General features: G+C 46.7%; 15 protein-coding genes and 4 tRNA genes. 5 read left to right on the plus strand and 14 right to left on the minus strand.

The annotated features are described in order from the left end of the window. Positions 1–10 precede the first annotated feature (10 nt). Both FNE76_RS05340 and FNE76_RS05345 read left to right on the plus strand, forming a co-directional pair. A complete protein-coding gene (locus FNE76_RS05340; protein ID WP_185963004.1) occupies positions 11–418 on the plus strand; it encodes a hypothetical protein in 408 nt (135 codons plus the stop codon). Next, positions 418–1,107, plus strand: coding sequence for a 16S rRNA (uracil(1498)-N(3))-methyltransferase (locus tag FNE76_RS05345; RefSeq protein WP_120955832.1), 690 nt, complete (start codon positions 418–420; stop codon positions 1,105–1,107). Before FNE76_RS05340 ends, FNE76_RS05345 begins: the two co-directional genes overlap by 1 nt. Here the strand turns inward: FNE76_RS05345 and FNE76_RS05350 are convergent. The 7 genes from FNE76_RS05350 to FNE76_RS05380 form a co-directional block, all read right to left on the minus strand. Beyond that, on the minus strand, positions 1,096–2,949 hold the full coding sequence (locus tag FNE76_RS05350; RefSeq protein WP_185963005.1) for a primosomal protein N': 1,854 nt from the start codon (positions 2,947–2,949) through the stop codon (positions 1,096–1,098). The genes FNE76_RS05345 and FNE76_RS05350 overlap by 12 nt on opposite strands. Positions 2,950–2,989: 40 nt before the next feature. Beyond that, the gene (gene putP, locus FNE76_RS05355; protein WP_120948493.1) at positions 2,990–4,465 is read right to left on the minus strand and encodes a sodium/proline symporter PutP; all 1,476 of its coding nucleotides are present in this window, start codon (positions 4,463–4,465) and stop codon (positions 2,990–2,992) included. Then, positions 4,455–8,006: a proline dehydrogenase family protein gene (locus FNE76_RS05360; protein ID WP_120948492.1), complete on the minus strand. Its 3,552-nt coding sequence runs from the start codon at positions 8,004–8,006 to the stop codon at positions 4,455–4,457. Before FNE76_RS05360 ends, putP begins: the two co-directional genes overlap by 11 nt. 145 nt (positions 8,007–8,151) lie before the next feature. Beyond that, positions 8,152–8,228: transfer RNA gene (locus tag FNE76_RS05365), tRNA-Arg, on the minus strand. A gap of 6 nt (positions 8,229–8,234) precedes the next feature. Continuing rightward, positions 8,235–8,311: transfer RNA gene (locus FNE76_RS05370), tRNA-Arg, on the minus strand. Positions 8,312–8,351: 40 nt separating this feature from the next. Then, positions 8,352–8,428: transfer RNA gene (locus FNE76_RS05375), tRNA-His, on the minus strand. Between the two features lie 15 nt (positions 8,429–8,443). Next, positions 8,444–8,520: transfer RNA gene (locus FNE76_RS05380), tRNA-Pro, on the minus strand. A gap of 518 nt (positions 8,521–9,038) precedes the next feature. Between FNE76_RS05380 and FNE76_RS05385 the strand changes: the two genes are divergently transcribed. Next, positions 9,039–11,369 carry a TonB-dependent receptor family protein gene (locus FNE76_RS05385; RefSeq protein ID WP_120955830.1) on the plus strand — a complete coding sequence of 777 codons (2,331 nt, stop codon included), beginning with the start codon at positions 9,039–9,041 and terminating at the stop codon, positions 11,367–11,369. A gap of 33 nt (positions 11,370–11,402) precedes the next feature. Here FNE76_RS05385 and FNE76_RS05390 read toward each other — a convergent pair whose 3' ends face one another. Both FNE76_RS05390 and selA read right to left on the minus strand, forming a co-directional pair. After that, positions 11,403–13,472, minus strand: coding sequence for a methyl-accepting chemotaxis protein (locus FNE76_RS05390; protein WP_120948508.1), 2,070 nt, complete (start codon positions 13,470–13,472; stop codon positions 11,403–11,405). 117 nt (positions 13,473–13,589) lie between these two features. Continuing rightward, positions 13,590–14,894 carry an L-seryl-tRNA(Sec) selenium transferase gene (gene selA / locus FNE76_RS05395; RefSeq protein WP_235852279.1) on the minus strand — a complete coding sequence of 435 codons (1,305 nt, stop codon included), beginning with the start codon at positions 14,892–14,894 and terminating at the stop codon, positions 13,590–13,592. Between the two features lie 61 nt (positions 14,895–14,955). Between selA and speA the strand changes: the two genes are divergently transcribed. Next, positions 14,956–16,833 carry an arginine decarboxylase gene (gene speA, locus FNE76_RS05400; RefSeq protein WP_120948491.1) on the plus strand — a complete coding sequence of 626 codons (1,878 nt, stop codon included), beginning with the start codon at positions 14,956–14,958 and terminating at the stop codon, positions 16,831–16,833. Between the two features lie 18 nt (positions 16,834–16,851). Beyond that, on the plus strand, positions 16,852–18,111 hold the full coding sequence (gene trpB, locus FNE76_RS05405; RefSeq protein WP_120948490.1) for a tryptophan synthase subunit beta: 1,260 nt from the start codon (positions 16,852–16,854) through the stop codon (positions 18,109–18,111). Here the strand turns inward: trpB and FNE76_RS05410 are convergent. From FNE76_RS05410 to rpmE, 5 genes are read right to left on the minus strand one after another with little or no spacing between them, the layout of a single operon-like run. Beyond that, complete coding sequence (locus FNE76_RS05410; protein ID WP_120948489.1) at positions 18,108–18,938, minus strand: hypothetical protein; 831 nt, start codon at positions 18,936–18,938, stop codon at positions 18,108–18,110. The genes trpB and FNE76_RS05410 overlap by 4 nt on opposite strands. After that, a complete protein-coding gene (locus FNE76_RS05415; RefSeq protein WP_143928413.1) occupies positions 18,939–19,883 on the minus strand; it encodes a hypothetical protein in 945 nt (314 codons plus the stop codon). It abuts the gene before it with no gap. After that, a complete protein-coding gene (locus FNE76_RS05420) occupies positions 19,880–20,566 on the minus strand; it encodes a TrmH family RNA methyltransferase (RefSeq protein ID WP_120948825.1) in 687 nt (228 codons plus the stop codon). Before FNE76_RS05420 ends, FNE76_RS05415 begins: the two co-directional genes overlap by 4 nt. Continuing rightward, on the minus strand, positions 20,566–21,423 hold the full coding sequence (gene rsmI / locus FNE76_RS05425; protein WP_120955985.1) for a 16S rRNA (cytidine(1402)-2'-O)-methyltransferase: 858 nt from the start codon (positions 21,421–21,423) through the stop codon (positions 20,566–20,568). The genes FNE76_RS05420 and rsmI overlap by 1 nt, the downstream gene beginning before the upstream one ends. Then, complete coding sequence (rpmE, locus tag FNE76_RS05430; protein ID WP_120948823.1) at positions 21,423–21,626, minus strand: 50S ribosomal protein L31; 204 nt, start codon at positions 21,624–21,626, stop codon at positions 21,423–21,425. The genes rsmI and rpmE overlap by 1 nt, the downstream gene beginning before the upstream one ends. Positions 21,627–22,557: the final 931 nt, after the last annotated feature.

Below are 22,557 nucleotides of genomic sequence, written 5' to 3' on the forward strand. Positions count from 1 at the left end.
TTTTAAACCGATGGCAACACAGGCTTTAATCGATGCCATTAACTTCCACGCTTTTTGCATGGGCTTAGGCCCGCTGATTTTTGGGGCTAATTTGTTTTGGTTGGGGTATCTGAAAAATTATGCCACGCTCAACAAACGCCTCTATGCCATGATGGTGATCGTGTTCATGTGGGTGGCCATCGGGTTTTTTAGCGGGGTTTTTATTTGGGCGATGCAGGGCTTTAGCGGGTCTTTAAAAGTGCTCTTGATGGGTCTTGCGTTGGGGCTTATCAGCCTAGGGGAAATCCAGCGCATTAAAAAACTCAAGCACGCGCGCATAAAAGAGGCATACATGCAAAAATATATCCGCTGGTCTCAAGGACTCTACACGCTCAATCTTTTGCTCTCTAGTGCATTTTTTATCCCCCAAATTTTTTAATGCGTTTTCTCTACCACCCCCAAGCCAAAGCCCCCGAAGTGCTCTTAGAAGGGCAGGCTTACCGCCACCTTTATTTGAGCCGCCGCACGCCCGCTAGCCAAAGCATTGCCATGCGCAATCTGCAAGATGACAACTTGTATTTTTACAAACCCGTTACGATCCATAAAAAATACGCCCTTTTAAGCTTGCAGTCAGCCCAAGAGAGCCGGATATGCCCCACCCACCCCATACATCTTATTTGGGCGATCATCCATTTAAAAAATATTGAAAAGGTCTTGCCCTATCTTAACCAAATGGGGGTTAGCCAAATCAGCTTTTTTTATGCGGCTTATAGCCAACACGATGAAAAACTAGACACCCCCAAAATGGAGCGTTTCCAAAAAATCTTGATCGCCTCATGCGAGCAGAGTGGGCGCAGCGATTTGATGGCTTTAGAGGTGTTGGGCAACACCCAAACAGCCCTAGAAACCTACCCTAAAGCCTGTGTCTTTGATCTAGGCGCGCCTAGCATGCCTGCTCAAAAAAGTCTAAAAAATGGGGTTATCATAGGTCCTGAAGGGGGGTTTAGCCCGCCAGAGAGGGCGTTATTTGCCAGCAGAGAGATTTATAGCACGCCCTCCCCTTTGATTTTAACCAGCGAGGGGAGTGCCCTCTACCTAGCAGCTTTGGGCGGTGCTCTAAATGTCTAGGGGGTCTAGCACAATTTTAAAATCTGCTTTGAGTTCTTGGAGTTGGTGCAACATTTGCAGTAAAGAGGGCGTTAAGCTTGCACTTAATAAAATTTCATAGCGGTAAGACTTGGCGATCTTAGCCACGCGTGCAGGGCCTGCCCCTAAAACCTGCACACCGAGGGGTAAAATCGACTCGATGTGTGTTAGCATAGCCTGCATCTTTTCTTGAGCCTTGAGCTCACTGGATGCGCTAAAGGTTAGCTGGGCTAGGCGTTTAAAGGGGGGGAAGCTTGGCACGCGCATTTTAAGCTCCTCTTGCAAAAACACTTCATAATCTTGGATATAAGGGCTTAAAAAAGCTTGATTGCGTGTTTGGATCAAAACCTTCCCCTTGTTTTTACGGGCACTGCGCCCGGCAATTTGGTGCATCAAGCTCACCCCCTGTTCAAAGCTAGCATAACTCCCATTGTGCAAGATTTCATCTAGACCCAAAATAATAGCCAAATTCACTTGGGGGTAATCATGCCCCTTGGCGATCATTTGCGTGCCAATTAAGATGTCTATTTCTTGGGCTTTGAGCGCGTCTAAGATGTGCTGGATTTGGGTATTAGTGTGGGTGTGATCCTTGTCTAAAATGCCTATGCGGGCATGGGGTAGGAGTTCTTCTAATTCTTTTTTAATCTGCTGCGTACCCATGCGTTTGCCCTGCAATAAATCATGTTGGCAGTGAGGGCAAATACTGGGAATCTGTTCGCTGTGTTGGCAATAGTGGCAACGCATGCATTGATCTTTGAGGTGTAAGCTCATATTGACACTGCAAAAAGGGCAACACACCCCCTGCCCGCACGCTTGGCACAAGAGTTTTTTAAAATGCGCCCGGGTGGGCACAAAAATCATGCTTTGTTGCTTGTGATCCAAAGCCTCTTGCAAATGCGCGCATAAAAAAGGGGTGATCGCGCTGTTGTGATCTTCAAAGATGATTTCTTTATGCGTGTCAAAAAAACGCCCCTTTAAACGCACCAAGTGCTGGTTTTTTTGCGCCATGTAGTAACTACGCAAACTAGGGGTGGCTGAACCTAGAATCACTTGGATGGGCATTTTGGTGGAGAGATAGAGGGCACTGTCGCGGGCGTGGTAGTAGGGGGCTTGGTTGGATTTGTAAGAATGATCATGCTCTTCATCGATGATGATGAGTCCTAGATTTGGCATGGGCAAAAAAAGCGCGCTGCGCGTGCCCACCACGATACGCACTTGCTGGCGGTGTAGTTTGTCTAAAAGTTCTGTTCTTTGTGCTGGCTTGAGCTTGCTATGCCACAAACCCACCAACGATCCAAAGTTGTCTAAAAGCGTGCGGTAAAGCTGGGGGGTTAGAGCAATTTCGGGGAGTAACAAAAGCGCGCTTGACCTTTCTGAAAGCTTGCTTGCGATCAGATGGGCGTAAATATGACTCTTGCCACTGCCCGTATCCCCAAAAAGTAAGGCTTGTTTGAGGGGGTGGAGGGCTTGATAGGCTTCTTGTTGGGCAGGGCTTAGTGGGGTTTGTGGGCAGGGACTAGTGCTCTGGATGGGGGGTAGAGGGGGGTTTTTAAAGGGGTAAAATAGGGGTGCAACCACGCCTAGTTCTGCACAATAATAATGCGTGATGAAGCGTAATAGTAGCATTTGGTGGGGGTTAAAATAGGTGTTGGTGGGGGTGGCTAGCTTGCATGCAAACTGGGGCTTAGGGCACTCTCCTAGCACCACGCCTAAAACTTGGCGTTTTTGGAGGGGGATTTTGACCAAAGCACCTATCTCTAGGCTTGCTTGGCTTTCATAGGTTAGGGGCTTGGTTTTAGCAAAGGGAGCAATGGTGTAAAACAAGGTCAGCCCTTCATGATAGCCAACTATACTATGGGGTGGGTTACCCCTTTCTGATCTCTTGCATCACCCGATCAAAGGCCTCTTTTGTGCCCGGACGCACGGGACTTAGCAAACTGAAAATAATGATGGCCAAAGAGCTAGCCAAAAATCCGGGCACGATCTCATAAATGTCCAAAAAGCCCTTGCCAAATTTATCATATAAGATCACCATGCCCGCCCCAAAGACCATGCCCATAATCGCCCCTAGGCGTGTCATGCGCGCCCAAAAGAGCGAAAAGAGGATCACGGTTCCAAAACTGGCCCCAAAGCCCGCCCACGCATAAGACACGATTTTAAGCACGCTAGCGTTGCGATCTTGGGAGATAAAAAAGGCAATACACGCCACGGCTAGCACAGAGGCGCGGCTGACCACCATAACGGTTTTAACCGGGGCTTGCTTGTTAAAGACTTTGGCATAAAAATCCTCAGCGATGGTTGAGGAGCTCACTAAAAGCTGGGAGCTAGCCGTGCTCATCACAGCCGCTAAGATTGCGCTTAAGAGAATCCCGCTCATCCAAGGGTTAAATAGGGTTGCGCTCATTTCAATGAAGATTTTTTCCGGATCGGCTAAGTTGAGATGGAATTTAGTCACATACGCTACACCCAAGAGCCCAATCAAGCAAGACCCCGCTAGACTAATCCCCATCCAGCCAATCCCAATGGCGGTTGCTTGGGGAATCTCTTTGATGGAGCGAATCGACATGAAACGCACCAAAATATGGGGTTGTCCAAAATAGCCCAAGCCCCACGCCAAACTAGAGATCACCGCCACAATAGAAGTCCCCTGTAAAAAGGTGAGATTTTCAGGCTTGATTTTGGCAATCGTGGCAAAACCCGCCTCAAATCCACCCAAGTGGTAGAGCATCATGCAGGGCACCACAATGAGCGCACCCATCATGAGCAAGCCTTGGATTAAGTCTGTCCAACACACCGCCTTATAGCCCCCTAAAAAGGTGTAGGTAACAATGATCAAAGTGCCCACAATAAGGGCATGGGTGTATTTGACCCCAAAGGTGGCTTCAAAGAGTTTAGCCCCACTCACCAGCCCTGAGGAAACATAAAAAGTAAAAAAAATCAAGATCACGATCGCCGAGATGAAGCGCAGAATGTGCTTGTCATCGCTAAAGCGGGTTTCAAAGTAATCCGGGATGGTGATCGAATTGGCGATCACGCTGGTATAGACTCGCAGGCGTTTAGCCACCAGCGACCAGTTGATAAACGCCCCAATGGTTAATCCAATGGCAATATGGCTATTGACCAACCCGCCCACATACAACGCCCCGGGCAAGCCCATTAAAAGCCACCCGCTCATATCGCTTGCCCCCGCACTTAAGGCACTAATCACAGGTCCCATGGAGCGATCGCCCAAAAAATAATCTTCGGTGGTTTCATTCTTGCGGTAAAAATAAAACCCAATGTAAAGCATCAAAACCGAATAGAGCACAAAGACGATTAAAATCTGGTAGCTAATGTGCATGCGCGTCCTTTGCTTTAAGCCCGCGTGCACCCAAATTTCCATAGCGGTGGTAAGAAATGCTGACTGATTTTTCTAGATGGTAATTGAGTAGCTCAAAACGCCCACAGGTTAGAGGTTTGGCATTGGCCACTACAATACCTAAATCTGCACTGGCCTGGTAGAGTGCGTCTAAATTTCTACCAAAGTAGCGTATGCGCCCAAAATCGCCCAATTTGGCACAAAAGTCCTCCAAACTCTCGTAGCAAATGGTGGGGTTGAAGTGGTGCTTGATATATTCCAAGCACTCTAAGAGCGTGGCAAAATGCAGATTATCCACATCGCTAGATAAGCTGATAGTTAAGGGGATTTGACTCACCGCAGCCCCCATCAAGACGCTAAAGAGTTCCAATAAGCCATCTTCAGGGCGCACGCGGTAGCCAATGCTAGAAACTTTGGTATAAGAAAACCAATTCTCCTCACCGCGGATCTGCACAAAATCCCTTTTTTGGTTAAACTCGTGTTGCTCGTAGTGGGCATAACTTTTAGCCATTTGCACGATTTGGTTGTGTGCATTTTGGTGGTGCTGGTTAAAAGACTCCAAGGCTTGGATAAAGGGAGTCGCGCTCACATCGGTAATGGGGGTTGCATTGGGCAATTCTCCAATCTCTACAAACTGGGTAACATAGTTGTAAATCCCCACCTTGCGCCCTAGTCCCACAGCGGATTTTTTAATCCCCCCAAAGGGTTGGCGCAAGACAATCGCTCCGGTGCTGGGCTTGTTGATATAGACATTCCCCACCTCAATATGCTCGGCATAATACTCCCATTCGCGCTCATCTAGAGACTCTAAAGCCCCGGTTAAGCCATATCCAGTTGCATTGGCAATCTCAATGGCCTCTTTAAGGTCCTTGGCCCGCATCACGGAGAGCAAGGGCACAAAAAGCTCGGTGGTGTGGGTGTAATCCCCAGACTTGGTGCCGTATTTGATACAGGGTTTCATCAAGTAGGGGTTATTATCCACAAACTCGGGTTGCAACACCCACTCTTCATGCTCGCCAATATGGTTTAACGCCTTTTGCACCTTAGCATCTGGAACATCGGCTAGCGTGCCAATCTTGTGCTTGAGTTCTAGGGGGTCGCCTACACTCATGGACTTGGTCGCATCTACTAAGGCGCGTTTGAAATCTGGGTCATTGTAAATCTCCTCCTCCAAGATCAACAGCGAAGTGGCGGAACATTTTTGCCCCGAATTGCTGAAGGCCGAATGGATGATATTTTTAACCGCTTGATCGCGATCGGCCATTTTGGTAACAATGGTGGCGTTCTTACCCCCCGTCTCTGCACTCAAATGTAAGGTGGGGTTAGCTTGGAGCATGCGATACGCTGTATCCTCTGAGCCGGTGAGCACGGCAAAACTAATGGCGGGGTCTTTTAAAAGGTGCTTGCTAATGTCCTCGCCCCTAGCGGGTAAGTAAATGAGTGTGTCTCTGGGCACGCCCGCATCCCAAAAGCATTCACACAAGCGATAACCCACCACCGCGCTAAGGCTGGAGGGCTTGTAAATCACGGCATTACCCCCAGCCAGCGGGGCAGCAATTGTGCCTACAGAGATTCCGATGGGGAAGTTCCACGGGGCGACCACCACGCCGATCCCCTTGGGCTTAAAGCGGATATGGGGGTGCTCCTCTAGGAGTTTTTGCAAACTATGGGGGTAAAATTCCAAAAAGTCAATCGCCTCGCTCACTTCCGCATCACTCTCGATGAGGGTTTTCCCCACTTCTAAAGCGCATAGACCTATCAAATCCCCCCGTCTGTCCCTAAAATTTTGCGCCACTTGGGCTAAGATCGCATGGATTTCGCTTAAAGATTTATGCCCAAAGGTGCTCTCTTTGGCCGATTCTAAGGCCTCTTGGATGAGGTTTTCATTAGCTAGGCTAATAGTGGCGATCTTTTTATGCGCAATCTTGTCTAGGACATCGATCATTTTGAGGCTTTTAAGGTTATATTCTCTACCAATGATGGGGGCAAGTTCGACAATGGGGGCATTCCTAGCCTTATCCACAACTTTTTTAGCCCATTCCCGATTAGCCTTCAAAATAAAATCGGTGTCACTCTCATTTTTAAAGGGGTTGTTGGGGTAGGCAGAGTGGCTAGCTTGGTGGATATTGCGATCCTGCTTGCGGTGTGTGGTGCTATCCAAGGTCTCTATGCCCGCCAAGCTCTTTAAAAACCGCTCCTCTTGATCTTTCCATGCCGGCGATCCCACGCTGAGATTAAAAAAGGCTTTCATGAAGTTATCGGCCGCGGTGTTTTCATCTAAACGGCGCACCAAGTAGGCGATGGCGTTATTAAAATGCTTTTCATCGCACACGGGCGCGTATAAAATGAGCTTGTGCATCTCTTTAAGTTCTAGGCTAGCCTGCAAACTCATGCCCTCCAACATCTCAAAGCTAAAATGCTCTAGGGCTACTGGATCATTTAAAGTGTGGATACGCGTATAAGCGTAGGCGATCTCAAAGAGGTTATGCGAGGCGATCCCAATTTGGATGTATTTGTAATTTTCATTCTCCAGCACAAAATCTAGCATTTTATTGTAGTTGGAGTCGGTGTCTTGTTTACGTGTGAAAGTGGGGAGCTCCCAGCCCTTGATTGAGGCGATGGTTTCTTCGCTCTCCATATTCGCTCCCTTGACAAAGCGAATCTTAATGGGAGGGAGGTTATTGAGCACTCTTTCTTTAGAAAAGGCATGCAGTTTTTGCAAGTAGGCATAAGAGTCGGGGATATAGGCTTGCAACACGATTCCGGCACTGATGGGGAATTTGGTGATAGACTCCATAAAAGACTCCACCGTGAGCTCTAAATCCCTAAACTCCTCCATGTCTAGGTTAATGAACTTGTCAATCCCATGTTCTTTTTTTTGCTCTAGGGCTAGGGCATAGAGGGTGTCTAGGCGCTTAACCACCTCTTCTTTAGAGCTCTCAAAGTCAATGATATTAATTTGGGAAAAAATCGTGGTGATCTTGATAGAAATGTATTTGATGTAGCTAGACTTGATCGCCTCTTGGTATTTGTGCATGCGGTAAGCCGCCTCCGATTCCCCCAACACTTCCTCACCAATCAAATTGATATTCAGCGTGATGTGCTCAGCTTCGCGTTTTTCAATCATGCTTTTGAGGCTATCGCTACTCTCATCTAAGACCAACCCTTTTGTGTCATGGCGAATCCGATTGACAAAAAAAGGCACGCTCATGGAGGGGGCAAGCTTGCCCACGCTCAAAAAGCCCGCCAGCAACAACTTTTCAAAGCTGGTGAAAAAATCCGCAATGCCGTATTTCTTAAGTGTGTATTCAATGAAATCAAAGCGCGCGTGGTTACTATGAGCTCTAAAGCTACGATCCAGCAACTCAATGAGCATAACCTTATGCGCGGGATTGTTCAAGAGTTTTTGCATTTTGGCATGGAAGGATCGTTCCTCACTGCTCAAGTGTTGCGTGATCTTGGTTTGCAGGGTCCTAGCAAGGGCAAGGGCAGATTGGATGATTTCACTAGCAGGTTGTTGCATGTGGGCTCCATTAATAAGAATTGTGGCTAATTGTGCAGACAAATAACCTAACTTGTGGAGTATAAAATACTTGGGTTAATGATCCTTGCCTGCTAGGATCGCAAAAAGCCGTGCCAAATGAGGTGTTAAGATTTGAAACAAAGGGTGGTACGCTTGGCAGGACTTGAACCTGCGGCCTACGGCTTAGAAGGCCGTTGCTCTATCCAGCTGAGCTACAAGCGCACGGGGTGGTACGCTTGAAGGGAGTCGAACCCCTAACCCCCAGATCCGAAGTCTGGTGCTCTATCCAATTGAGCTACAAGCGCATAAAAGTAAAATTTTGTAAGAAAAAAGGGAGTTTGTTAATGGGGTGGGTGATGGGGCTTGAACCCACGACCCCCAGGACCACAATCTGGTGCTCTAACCAACTGAGCTACACCCACCATTTTAAAGAAGACTGGTCGGGGCGAAAGGATTTGAACCTTCGACCCCTTGGTCCCAAACCAAGTGCGCTACCAGGCTGCGCTACGCCCCGCTATTCTCACAAACAAACGCCCATTTTAGCTTAAATTTGCTGTGTTGTCAAGGAATGGGGGCTAAAATAACAAGACACCAACTCAGAATCACTTCTAAAAGTCTTGACAAAATAAAATTTTTCGAGTAGAATACCCGCCGTGTTTGTGCAACACCCCTTAAAGAAACAATGCGCATTGTTCCTCACATTGGCTCAATCTTTTTAGCTGTTGGAGAAGATTGATTCCGCTGTTTTATTGCTGTTCTGCCACTCCTAATGGATTTGATCAAAATCCCTTAAACCTTTATTTTGCGGTGTGGGTTTGATGCCCAACCGCGACGATTATACCACCCAAAGATTAACCGATTGACAAGTCAAGATGTTTTAAATTAGAATTTTGAATTTTTAGCCCAGTTCCGCATAAATCCAGACTTGATGCCCCCTCTTAGCCCAATTTAGGGCTTTTTTCATTATTAATTCAATTCTTATAATTGTTTTTATATAATCCATATCTGTAATTTTTTTTCAAAAGGTTTTTAATGAAAAAAGTCATGGTCGCTCTTTGGGGGGGGTGTTTGTCTGTGCACAATTTACAGGCTATTGAAACCAAGCACTTACAAAGGGTGGAAACCACAGGGGCTAGCTTCAATGAAGAAGCCCCTAAGAGTTGGCGCAGTCCGGAGGTGAAAAACTATTTGGGTAGCCAAACCGTCATCTCGCACAAACAACTCACCCAACAAGCCAACCAAAGCATTGAAGAAGCTTTGCAAAATGTGCCCGGGGTGCATATCCGCAACGCCACCGGTGTAGGGGCGGTGCCTAGTTTCTCCATACGCGGGTTTGGGGGCGGGGGCTCGGGGCATAGCAATACGGGATTGATCTTAATCAATGGGATTCCGGCATATGTCGCGCCCTATGTGGATATTGGCATGCCCATCTTCCCGGTTACTTTCCAATCTGTGGATCGTATCAGTGTGATCAAGGGCGGGGAGAGTGTGCAGTATGGACCTAATGCCTTTGGCGGGGTGATCAACATCATCACTAAGCCCATTCCTCATAAATGGGAAAACCAAATCTCTGAGCGCATGACGGCTTGGGGGCGGGCAAGCAATGGGGGTTTTGCCGGACCAGCTAGCAAAAACCAATCTTTTATCCAAACCCTTGCCAATAATTTTTTATACAACACCTATTTAAAAAGCGGGGGCATGTTTAATAATCATGTCGGTGTGCAGGTCCAAGCCAATTACATCGCCGGGCAGGGTTTTCGCATGGATAGCCCCACCAATATCCAAAACTACCTTTTAGATGGAATTTACCAAATCAATGAAAACCATAAGATCACGGCTTACTACCAATATTATAAATTTTTCTTAACCGATCCGGGCTCTTTGGGTGTGCAAGCTTATGAGCAAAACCGCTTCCAAAACAACCGCCCCAACAATCAAAAAAGTGGTAAGGCGATGCGCTGGGGGGCGGTGTATCAGACCTTTTTTGGCGATACAGACAAACTGGGCGGGGATTTCACGCTCACCTACTACGGGCATGACATCAGTCGGGATTTCCAATTTGACTCCAACTTCCTCAATGTCAATACAAACCCTAAATTGGGTCCTGTCTATACCAATCAAAACTACAAGGGGTATAACATTGGCGATCACCCCCGCAATTATCTCATCAACGCCATTGAGCCCAATGTGAATATCACCTTAAACACCAAACACATGAGGCACACCTTTAAAATTGGCATGCGCTACATGGCTAGTGATATGCGGTTTCGATTCTTGCAAAATGAATGTCTATCTGTGAATAATGGCACTTGCCAAATGTCCGGATTCTTATATGACAAAAAAGCAAGCCAAAATTTGGAGATGTTTAATAATTATATCGTGGGTTATGCCAGCTATAAAATGGAATTTTTTAATGGTAAGCTCACCCTCATTCCGGGCTTCCGCTACACATTCTTAGATTATAAAAAAGTGTTGCCTGAAAATGTCAATCCTAATACGGGTAGCTTCACTGAAACTAAGGTTGTCAAAAAAACCGATAACCAGTATAGCCCGGCTTTCAATTTGGGCTACAAGCCCTTGAAAGATTGGGTGATGTATTTTAACTACCGCCGTAGCTTCATCCCCCCCCAAGCCAAATCGGTTAGCATTTTTTCCACCAATTACAACCAAATTTTCAATGAGTTTGAGGTGGGGTCGCGCTATTCCTACAAAGACCTCTTGAGTTTTAATGCCAACTACTTTGTCATTTTGGCACACCACTATTATAGTGGCGGGTATGGGAGCAATGCCTTAGATATTGATGCTAAGAGTCAGGGCGTGGAATTAGAGCTTTACTACGCTCCCATTAGGGGTTTGCAATTCCATGTAGCTTATACCTACATTGATGCGCGCATCACCAACAACGCTAAAGATAATCCTAGCTATTTTGAGGGCATTGTCAATCAATCCTTTAATCTCAAGGGTAAAAGATTACCCTATGTGAGCCCCAATCAATTCATCTTTGACATGAGCTATACCTATAAGAAAACTACCTTTGGTTTGAGTAGCTATTTTTATAGCCGTGCCTATTCCTCCATTCTCAACCAGGCTAAACCCCAAACCGCTTGCTTCTACTTTGGCTATAAGATCGATGGAGCAAGCTTTGGCTGTAATAGTGTGGGGCTCTTGCCTTGGTATTGGGTGTGGAATGTGCAACTCAGCCAAACATTTTGGCAGGGCGGACGGCACAAAGTTACGGGGAGTCTGCAGGTCAATAATATTTTTGACATGAAATACTACTTTAGGGGCATTGGCACTAGCCCCACAGGCAGGGAGCCCGGCCCGGGCCGCTCGGTTACGGTGTATTTGAGCTATGAGTTTTGAAAACAACGCCAACGCCAAAGGCTAGGTATCTCTTTAGAACTTCTTGCGTTGTACATCCTCAACAATCTGGGCAGAGATGTCATCAATCCCCTTAGAAACCTCTTGGGAATCTTGGGCAATGGCTAGGGAGCTGGCCGTATCTTTTTTAAACTCCTCTAGGACGGTGTTAATGTTCTGCACGCCACTAGATTGTTCTTGGATGCGTGCGGAAGTGTCTGCAATGCTTTGCACCAAGACATTGATATTGCTTTCCACCTCGCTCAAAGATTTTTGCGTGCGCTCGGCTAGCTTTCTGACCTCATCAGCCACCACCGCAAACCCGCGCCCATGCTCGCCCGCACGGGCGGCTTCTATGGCGGCATTTAAAGCCAGCAAGTTAGTTTGCTCAGCAATGTCGCGGATGATCTCCACGATGTTTTTAATGTCCTGACCTTGTTGGATCATCTGCGTGCTTTGTTGGGCTATTTGCGTGATTCCCCCTGTGATCTCCCCAATACTCAAAATGGTTTTATCCAAACTGCTATTTTGGCGCACCGCAATTTCATTGAGTCGATCGACACAAGAGTTAAGTGCATTGACCTTGCCATCTAGCTCTTTGGCAAAACCAGCCGAAGTGCTGAGCATGCGTCTGGTTTCTAAGCCCAACGCATCCACGGCCTTTTCCATTTGTGCGCTTGCTTGGGGAATCCCCTTTCTAAAATCAAATTGGGAGTAACGCTCAAAGGCATCGTGGAGGGTTTGCATGTGCAAGCCAATACTCTTTTGCATGTAAAGAATGATGTTATTAAGATTGGTTTTGAGTGCGGCTAGAGAAGGGTTATGGGGCTCTGCGCTAATGGTTTGGCTAAAGTCCCCACTCTCCACTTTTAAAGCCACTTGGATACTATTTTCCACCGCTTGGTTGTCCTGCATGATATTTTTTTGGATTTCTTGAATGCTTTGGTTAATGCTCTCTTGCATCCGCCCCAATTCGTCTAAATTCCTAGCGGGCACGAGTTGGATATTCTCCGCTGAAACCTCACGGCGCAGGATTTTAAAGAAGTTGTGTAAATTATCCGAAACAATCCCGATGCGTTTGATTATTAAGGTATAAATGAGCGCGTAGATAACCCCGATCACCACCAATAACCCAACAATATTGGTGATTGCCAAAGTGGCGCGGATCGCATCCACATCTCTAAAAATCCGCTTTTCGCTACGCACCCCAACCACCCCCCAAAACCAAGGCATGTCACCAACACTCTTGCCGATCACCCTAAAAGGATAGATGGCTGCATAGGAGGTCAAGCCGCTCACTGCAGAACGCACCATCATCACATCGGGCTTGCCACTTGCAATAACGGGAATTCCCTCATCAGAAAAAGTCTTGTGGAACTTTTCCCAAGAGGTGTTGCGCAGTTCCGGGTGTTTTTCAACATAGAGTAAAGTCCCATCTTGGGCGATCAGGTTAAATTTTGTTTCCCCCACGCCATAAGATTTGAGCACAAGTCCAAAACGATCGATATTGACAAACAAGATCACCGCCCCCCTAAAAGCCCCATGGGCATCCTTGATGGGGTAGGCTATATCGATACCATAAATCTCGCTTTTGTCTTGCATGGTGCGCACATAGGGCTTACCCAGCACCATTTTATTCTCCCTTTTACTCTCCAAATAAAGCGGGTTTTCATAAAAATACGGGGCTTTTAGCTCCACAATCTCGCCATTCCCGTTCAGACTATTAGTATCGCCTACTTTAACCTGTTCTAGCCTAAAAGCCCCATTTGGGTCATGTTCTAGCCCTATGGCGAGCGCGTTGATCGCACGGGTGTTGTACAGATAATCGCTTAAGAGTTGCTTTTTAAAGGGGGCTTCTTGAATCGTGTTGGCTAAAACACCGCGCAAGGAGACAAGACGCATAAAAGTCCGTGCAATGCTATCTTGCACGCCCTGCCCGGCATTGCGCACCTGAGCTTGGAGGCGGTTGATTGCCTCTGCTTTCAAAATACTTTCTACATGATTTATCACAAAATAAAAGATCGCCAGCATCAAAACCACCAAAACAGCCACAATACTCGCTACGATCTTAGCCCTTAGCGAGGCGTGCTTGAAGCGTGCAAACATAAAAAGCCTTTCATTGTAAATTTTCCCCATGATAGCAAAAAATATGATAGTCTTAGTGGCGATCCCTTTTTTAAAACCCCAGCGATGACCAAATCACCCAAAATCCACCACAAGGGGTTAGGGGCTTTTTAAAATCTCTTGCACAAAGTGTGTGATGGCAAAAAAATCCTTTTCAAAAAGTGCGCAAACATCGAGCACCACGCAATCAGAGCGCACCACTCCAGCCACGCCCCTTTTATAGAGGGCATGGTAGAGGGCTTTAGAATCTATATTAGCCTGTATTTGCACCCCAAAACTCTCTAAATCCTCCATCTGCACGCCCCCGCCTATACGCGCCTGAGTGGGGATCACAAAGGCTTTTAAGCCGGCTATCTGGCTTAAAGCGCGGTGCAATTTCAAAGCTTTATTGAGCAAAACATCCTTATCTTGCTCTAAAAAAGCTTGCAAAGGGGTTTTTTGCCCTTGTAAATAGCCTTGTAGGCTTTTGGTGAGTAAAAAAAGCGTGATCTTATCCACCCTAAAGGCGCGATAAAGCGGGTGTGCGCGCATGGCTTCTATATGCTCCCTCTCCCCTAGCACAATCCCGGCTTGCACGCTCCCTAGCAATTTATCCGCGCTAAAGCTCAAAAGATGCGCGCTTTTAAGGGCTTTTTTAGTGTGTTCCAAACTTTGCACACTCCCCAAATCCTCATAAAGGACAAGACCCTTTTCTTGGGCTAGAGCAAAAAGAGATTTAGAGGGCACGCTAGCCACAAACCCTTGCATGGAAAAATTGCTCCAATGCACGCTAGCAAGTAGCGCGCTGGCATCGCTGCAAGCATTCTTATAATCGCGCAAATAGGTTTTATTGGTGCTCCCCACTAACTTAAGGTGGGTTACACTCTCCAAGAGTTCATGGGCGCGAAAACCCCCCCCAATTTCGACCAACTGCCCATAAGAAAGCAAGGTTTGTTTGCGCTTAGATTTAGGGGCAAATACGCTCGCCACTAACACCAGCGCGCTCGCGTTGTTGTTCAGAATGAGCGCGTCCGGGGCGTTGAAAAGTGCCTTTAAGAGATTTTGCGCCTGAAAAGCGCGCTCAAAACGCATAGCCCGTTCTAAATCCACCTCTAAATCCACATAACCGCTTAAAATTTCCAATTCTCTAAGCGCGCCACTCTCCAAAGGCGCGCGCCCTAAATTGGTGGAGAGCAACACCCCTGTGGCGTTATAAACCTTCTTAAAGGGGGGAGCTAATAGAGCCTCATAGCGCGCTTGGAGCGCACCGCACCACTGGGCTAGGTTTTCATAGCCACATTGATTTTGCCGGCATTCCTCTAATAATGCATTAGCCAAAGCCTTTAAGATCGCGCGATTGCAACCTACAAAACAAGGGGCATTTAACAACGTGTGCATAGCAGGGGGGTGTTTGGGTGCTTTCATGGGGTGATTCTAGCACACAAAGAGGCTTTTTTTGTTATACTGCCACTTTTAAAGGGATGGCATGCAAACTTATGGCTTAGAATATTGGGGTAGAGAGGATTTTGTGATTGAGGGGGGGTTGGTTAAACTCAATGTGGGGAGCAAGCCTAGCTTAATGGAGATTGTGATGGAGTTACGCGAACAGGGCTTTAAAGGTCCCTTGCTCTTGCGTTTCCCCCATTTGATTGAAAAACAAGTCAAAGAACTCTTTAACATGTTTTCTAATGCCATTAGCCAATACCACTACAGCGGGGCGTTTAAAGCGGTCTTCCCCTTGAAGGTCAATCACATGCCCCATTTTGTTTTGCCCCTAGTGGAGATCTCTAAGGCGTTTAAAGGGCATTATGGTTTAGAGGCCGGGAGCAAAGCCGAATTAATTTTGGCGATGAGTTATATCCAAGAGGGCGCGCCCATCACGGTGAATGGGTTTAAAGACAAGGAAATGATTGAGCTGGGTTTTATTGCCTCTAGCATGGGGGCAGATATTACGCTGACCATAGAGGGACTAAGCGAACTTAAGAGTATCTTAGAAGTGGCATTAGAGAATAACACCACAGGGGAGAATGCCAAACTCTGCCCCAAAATCGGGATTCGCGTGCGCTTGCACAGCTCAGGGGTGGGGATTTGGGCTAAGAGCACGGGGATTCACGCCAAGTTTGGGCTAGCCAGCACGGAATTACTGGAGGCGATGCGTTTGTTAGAAGAACACGCCCTATTAGGGCAACTGAGCATGATTCATTTCCACATTGGTAGCCAAATTAGCGACATCACGCCCTTAAAAAAGGCACTCAAAGAGGCGGGGAATATTTATGCTGAGTTGCGCAAAATGGGGGCGTTTAATCTTAAGAGTGTGAATATTGGCGGGGGACTAGCCATTGAATACTCCCAGCACAAACACCAATGCGAGCGCAATTACACCCTAGAGGAGTTTGCCGGCGATGTGGTCTTTTTGCTCAAAGAGATTGTGAAAAATAAGAAGGAGCTAGAGCCTAATATTTTCATCGAATCGGGGCGTTTTATCAGTGCTAGCCATGCGGTCTTGGTCGCTCCCGTGTTGGAGTTGTTCTCTCAAGATTATGATGAAAGCATTCTGCGTCTTAAGGAGACTAACCCGCCCCTAGTAGCTGAAATGGAGGATCTCTACCACAATATCAACGCCAAAAACGCCATTGAATATTTGCATGACAGCTTGGATCACATGGAATCCCTTTTTACCCTCTTTGATTTAGGCTACATTGATTTGCAAGATCGCAGCAATGCGGAGGTTTTAGGGCATTTGATCATCAAAAAAGCCATTGGGTTTTTTAGGCACAAAGATCACAGCGACATTATCCGCATTCAAGAACAGGTGCAAGAACGCTATTTGTTGAATTGCTCTTTTTTCCAAAGCTTGCCGGATTATTGGGGCTTGAGGCAGAACTTCCCAGTCATGCCCTTACACAAATTAGATCAAGAGCCCACTAGGAGTGCGAGTTTGTGGGATATTACTTGTGATAGCGATGGGGAGATTAGCTTTAATAAAAATAAGCCCTTGTTCTTGCACGAAGTGGATGTGCGTCAAGAGGAGTATTTTTTAGGGTTTTTCTTGGTGGGGGCTTATCAAGAGGTTTTGGGCATGCACCATAATCTTTTCACCCACCCTACTGAGTGTTGCGTGCATGTGCATGCTGTAGGCGCGCCTGAGCCCTTTTCAATCAGCCATATTTTGGAAGCCCAAACGATTTTAGATGCCCTAGAGGATTTGGAGTATGACACCAAAGAGATGGAGCGCATTTTGAAACAAAAGATCGAGGAGAGTGCGCTTTTGGATAGCGAGGAGAAAAAGGAGGTCTTGGGGCGTTTGTATGTGATGCTGAGTGAAAATGGGTATTTGCGCACTCTGGCCTTGCAAGAATTATAAAACAAAAAAGAGGTCTGTATGTCTAAACCTAGTCTGTTTCTCAAATCCCAAAATATGTTTTTTGGGGAGCATTTTGGGGGCATGTTTGTGCCCGAAAATCTCAAAGATGCCCTATTGGAGTTGGCTAAGGCCTATGAAAATATCTTGCCAACACCCCAATTCCAAAACACCTTTAAAGACTTATGCACGCATTTTATTGGCCGCCCAACGCCCTTGATCTTTGCTAAAAACGCTTCGGCGATCTTGGGCAATGAAATTTATTTAAAATTTGAGGGTCTAGCTAATACCGGGGCGCATAAAATTAACAACGCCTTGGGGCAGGTCTTATTGGCTAAGATGATGGGTAAAACAAAAGCCATCGCTGAAACCGGGGCGGGCCAACATGGTCTAGCCACTGCAAGCGCGTGTGCTAAATTGGGCTTAGAGTGCCATATTTACATGGGGGCCAAAGATGTTAGACGGCAACGCCCCAATGTGTTTAACATGGAACTTTTAGGCGCGCATGTACATGCAGTTGAGAAAGGCGATCAGGGCTTAAAAGATGCTGTAGATGAGGCACTAAGGGCATGGAGTGAGCAGGTCGCTAGCACGCATTATGTGCTGGGTTCGGCTGTGGGACCCTACCCCTATCCGGATTTGGTGCGGGATTTACAAAGCGTGATTGGCAAAGAGCTAAAAGAGCAGATCAAGGGTTATTTTGAGGGCTTGCCCGATATGTTGGTGGCATGCATTGGTGGGGGGAGCAATGCGATGGGTTTTTTTAGTGCCTTTCTGGAGGATTGGGGGTGCGCCCTTTATGGCATAGAGGGCGGGGGCAGGGGGACTAATTTAGGCGAACACGCCACGCGTATGCGCCCGGGTAAGAAAATGGCGATCGCACATGGATTCCAGAGTATTTTTATCCAAGATGATCAAGGCAACTTGGCTAAAACCCATTCGATCAGTGCGGGGTTGGATTATGTGGGGATTGGCCCACAAATTGCGCATTTGGAAAATATCGGGCGTTTGCATTGTTTGAGTGCTAGAGACGAAGAGGCTTTGCATGCCCTGCAATTCTTTGCCAAACATGAGGGCATCATTGCAGCTTTAGAATCCAGCCATGCCCTAGCGGGAGTGTTAGAGTTGAGCAAGAGTGTTAAAAATAAAAAGATCATCGCACATGTTTCTGGGCGTGGGGATAAGGATATTTTTATCACTGCCAAACATGCCCACCCACAGAGATGGCTGGAATTTTTAGAGCATGAGACTTTAGAGTTAAGAGAAAAATTAAATTCTTAATGCCTAGAGGCTTCTAGTAAAACCTTGATTCCCCCTTTAAGGACAATGGGGTTTTGCATGTCGCTGATCTTAATAAAGCGGACTTCACTGGGGATGGAGACACTGATTTTAGAGGTGGGGTTTTTCTCGTAAATAAAGTCGCGCATGCGCAAAGAAGAATCAAAAAAGCTAATTTGGGGTTGCCAATCGGGGTTAGCAATGATGCTTAACTTGCCACTATAGGCCATATCTAGCCAATACTCTCCGCTAATTTCTTTGAGGGTTCTAAAATGCCCCGTGGGGATAATGGAGATGGCGTTAGCCAGTTTGGGAGTGCGTACTTGGAAGGCATAATGCCAATTTTGCAAATCATCGCGTTTGACATCGCTAAAATCAAAGCCCTTTTTGGCAAATAACTCGCCTAAAAGCGTGGGGTCTAGGGCGTATTCGGTGCTAAAGCCAAAGGTAGCCTTGCTCCAATCTTGTTTGTGCTCCATCTCTAGCACCATCACATAAGAATAGCCCATTAAAGACAGCACGCTTTGGATGGTCTTTAAAAGCAAGAGGGGGGAGCTTTGGGCTTCAAAACTCACGCGTAAGGTCCCGGGTTGTTTGAATTTGAGGGGCAAGAGGCCATTGGCCTTGAGCGTTTGCAACACTTTTCTCACCTGCAAATTACCTTGCTGGTCGTAAAAACTATTGGGGTTACTAAAAACCCGATCGATAAAATTACGGTTAGTCAAATAAAAGCGATCGCCAATGAGATTTTGAATCTTATCCTCTAGCGCACCCCCAAAAAGAAGGCTTGTGGTGCTGATGGAGAGGATGAGGTATTTTAAAGGGTTCAACTAGGGGCTCCGTTTTCTATAAGTTGAAAGGCTAATGCGGGTGAGTCCATTTTTAGGGGTGTATAAAAAGCGCAAGGGGCGATCCCGACTAGAATCCAAATCTTCCCCATTGGCTTTAATAGATAAATTGCCATGCCCAAAGGCTATGAGCCATTTATGCCCATGGGTTTCAAAGGTGTAGGTTTCTTTGATGATCGCTTGGGTCTTGTAATGGGTGTCTAGGTCAATACGTTCCATCCACACTTCCTCTTTAGGGGTGATCACAATGCTGTCATCTTGGGGTTCTGGAGTGCTTGCCTTTTCTTTTTGGGGACTTGGGGGAGGTGTTGGGGTGGGCTTAGTTGTGGGCGATGTAGCCGGGCTTGGTGGGGGGGGTGTGGGCTTAGGGGGGTTTTGTGGCGTGCTAGCATGGGGGGGGGGTTCCTCTAGGGTGGGGGTGGTTTCTGGGTTTTCTTGGGCAATCTCAACATGGGTTTGGGGGCTAAAGGTCTTAGAAGTTTTATAATAGATGTAAATCCCTACACTTAGGATCGCTAAAGCCACTAAGGGGAGCATAAAATACCACTTGGGTGTTTTCTCAGGCTCAAAAGAGGGGATTTCTGTGGGGTCTTTTACACGACTAGAGTCCAAAAAAGGAGAGGAGAGCGGGGTTTGTGGCTCTTGAGGTTTGGCAACGTACGTGTTGTCTAGATCAGGAGAGGACTTGGCAAAAAAATGCTTGTCATATTCAGCCATCCAATGGTTTAAATCCACTTGGTATTCTTTTTGCAAAATCTGTAAAAACCCCATCGCATGCACGCGTTGCAAGGCATCAAACTTCTTTTGGTAAATGGCTTCTAGCCTGTTGATAGCAATGCGCGTTGTTTGGGATACTTCTTTAATATCCTTTTCCTGCAAAAATGCGAGCGTTTTGTCTAAAGCCTCTAGTTTTTCCTTCTCATTCATCCTCTCACCCTATCCATCAAAATTGCTCCCGCTACGCTCACATTGAGTGAATCCATCTTGCCATGCATTTTAATGTGCACGCAACAATCCATCTTGTCTAAAACCCTAGAGCTCAAGCCCTCCCCCTCGCTCCCCAAAAAAAGTGCCACTCTCTTGGTAAACACGACTTCCCTAACATCTTGCCCCTGCAAGTGTGCCCCATAACAACTCACCCCAGCACCCTTCAACTCACAAATGGTGTCTAGGACATTCTTACGCACACAAAAAGGCACATCATAGAGCGCACCCAAACTGGAGCGCACCAAGCCCTCATAGGGCATAGGAGTATCCAAGATCACCCCTTCAAAGCCCAAACCCGCCACGCTCCTAAAAAGCGCACCCACATTCCCCACATCGCTCAAGCCACACAGCACCAAGATTTTATTGAGTTGCTTGATTTCCTCTAAAGTACTTAGTTTGGGGGGCAAAACTTGGGCTAAAAAACCTTGGTGGTTATTCCCTTTAGCCATCGCTTGGGCTTTCTTAAAATCTAGCGCAACAATTTGACTCGCATAACGCCTTTTGTGGGCTTTAAATAAATTAAAGAGCTTCCTATCCACCTCTCTAGCCAAATAGAAAGTAGAGATAGACTGAGGATAATGCGTGAGCATGTGCAACACCACTTGTTTGCCAAAAACCACCATTAACCCTCTTTATGCGTAGGCGTATAGACTTCCTTAGGACTAACTCCTAACGTTTTTGCTACAAGCTTGGCTTTGATTTTGGGGGGTAGCTCCATTTGTTCAATGCTTGATAGAGGCAAACTAGGTTCGCGCTTCTCCCTATTCTGTAAAACCAACACCCATTCGCCCTGCAAGGCCTTACGCCCCAAAGCCCTAATTTGTTGGGACACTTCTAAGACACTCCCTTTAAAAAAACACTCATGGAGCTTGGTCATCTCCTTAATGGCAAAAAGTGCACTTTGGTGGGCGATCTGTGCCAAATCTTCTAAGGTATCTAGCAAGCGGTGAGGACTCTCATAAAAGACCAAAACTTTTGGGGTTTCTGCTAGCAACTGGGCAATTTTGGCGCGCCGATCGTGAAGCTTGGGTGGTAAAAACCCCACAAAACAAAATCCAGCCGACTCAAACCCGCTAGCACTATAAGCACCCACACACGCACTCGCCCCGGGCAACACTTCATAAGCAATATTGTGTTCTTGAGCAAAACTAACCAGCCTAGCTCCCGGATCACTCACACAGGGCATGCCCGCATCGCTAGCAAAGATCACATGCCGATCTCGAAAAAAAGAGGGCTCTACTTGCTTTAAAAATGCCTCTTGGTTGTGGGAGTGGAAAGACATAAAAGGCTTCTGCTTAAGTGGTTTGGAACCGGTTTGCAAGATGCCTTGTGCCCACGTTTGTTGCTCTAATAAAAAGAGGAGTCGCTTGGTGACACGGACATCCTCGCACAAAAACACATCGCAACTAACCAAAGCTTCCAAAGCACGCCAAGTCATGTCTTTCAGGTTGCCAATGGGTGTAGGCAAGAGAGTGAGCACTACTGCATTTTGTATTTTTGTTTGAAGCGCTCTACACGCCCGGTAGTATCTGCGATCTTGTCGCTCCCGGTGTAAAAAGGATGGCAAAAACTAGAAATATCGATCCTAAGTTCGCTCTTTGTGCTCAAAACCTCAATCTCTCTCCCACTGGTCACGCAAGTTACCTTGCAAGGAATATACTCCGGATGGATTCCCTTTTTCACACATTCTCCTAAAAAGATTTTCGAAATTATATCTAATCTTTGCTTAGTTTTGAGAGGATCGCTTTTCGTGCTGTATTATTATTTAGGCAATGAGCACTTAATCCCGGACGCGAATAATTTGCGATCCCCAATCTTTACAAGCACATTTAAGGGAAAATGTGGCACAACGGTATGAGTTTTACCTCTTTTGTAAAATGCCCCCTAACCAAGTGCCCACCATAGGGGGCTAGAGGGGGGTAATGCAAAGCTTGTCATGACCCTTCGCCACTCTAGTTGGGGACTTGCAAAAAGCTAGAGAAGATTTAAACACCCCAAAAGAACCCCGCCTTAAAGGGAAATCCCCACGCTATCATCTGAATTTTAATACAAACTTAAGCCCAAAAAAAGAGATTTTTAGGCAAAATGAGCGCAAAAGATTTTTGCTAGCTTTGCGCATAGCAAATCTTTTTTTGTGGTGTATTGCCCCCATTTGGGGGCGTTTTTATTTTGCCCCCTAAGAACTTAAAATCGGTTAGCGCATTCGTGTTGGTGTGTTTGTTTTTAAGCGAATATGTGGCACAATAGCACCAGCGTTACGCCCCCCGCCCTTTGGCGGGGTGTTGCGCTAAAGCAGTCGTTGGGCGAAAACGACCACAAACGCTAATACTATTAGCAGTTTATGCATAGGGCGACTCCTTTGTTGGGTTTCCCACTTGCCTCCCACCCAAAACCCCAACCGCCCTAGAGTCAAACCTATATGCCTAACACATTATACTAAACACGGGCGCATTTTGCAAAAGCCCTAGGGGCTTTTGCTCATTAAACGCTACGCGTTCCGCTACGCTCCATTAAACCCTTCGGGTTTCGCTACGCTCCATTAAACGCGTTGCGTTTAACCCTTGTTTCCCCGTTCTAAATGCGTTAATGTAGGCTATGGCGACTCTAGACTTTG

This window comes from Helicobacter mehlei (assembly GCF_007280785.1).
GTDB classification, from domain to species: domain Bacteria; phylum Campylobacterota; class Campylobacteria; order Campylobacterales; family Helicobacteraceae; genus Helicobacter; species Helicobacter mehlei.

Excerpts from the sequence above, each read along its gene's own strand:
- FNE76_RS05415 (WP_143928413.1), bottom strand. The coding sequence starts at position 19,883 with ATGAATGAGAAGGAAAAACTAGAGGCTTTAGACAAAACGCTCGCATTT.
- FNE76_RS05340 (WP_185963004.1), top strand. The coding sequence starts at position 11 with ATGGCAACACAGGCTTTAATCGATGCCATTAACTTCCACGCTTTTTGC.
- FNE76_RS05420 (WP_120948825.1), bottom strand. The coding sequence starts at position 20,566 with ATGGTGGTTTTTGGCAAACAAGTGGTGTTGCACATGCTCACGCATTAT.
- FNE76_RS05345 (WP_120955832.1), top strand. The coding sequence starts at position 418 with ATGCGTTTTCTCTACCACCCCCAAGCCAAAGCCCCCGAAGTGCTCTTA.
- trpB (WP_120948490.1), top strand. The coding sequence starts at position 16,852 with ATGTCTAAACCTAGTCTGTTTCTCAAATCCCAAAATATGTTTTTTGGG.
- speA (WP_120948491.1), top strand. The coding sequence starts at position 14,956 with ATGCAAACTTATGGCTTAGAATATTGGGGTAGAGAGGATTTTGTGATT.
- FNE76_RS05360 (WP_120948492.1), bottom strand. The coding sequence starts at position 8,006 with ATGCAACAACCTGCTAGTGAAATCATCCAATCTGCCCTTGCCCTTGCT.
- selA (WP_235852279.1), bottom strand. The coding sequence starts at position 14,894 with ATGAAAGCACCCAAACACCCCCCTGCTATGCACACGTTGTTAAATGCC.
- FNE76_RS05385 (WP_120955830.1), top strand. The coding sequence starts at position 9,039 with ATGAAAAAAGTCATGGTCGCTCTTTGGGGGGGGTGTTTGTCTGTGCAC.
- putP (WP_120948493.1), bottom strand. The coding sequence starts at position 4,465 with ATGCACATTAGCTACCAGATTTTAATCGTCTTTGTGCTCTATTCGGTT.
- FNE76_RS05390 (WP_120948508.1), bottom strand. The coding sequence starts at position 13,472 with ATGTTTGCACGCTTCAAGCACGCCTCGCTAAGGGCTAAGATCGTAGCG.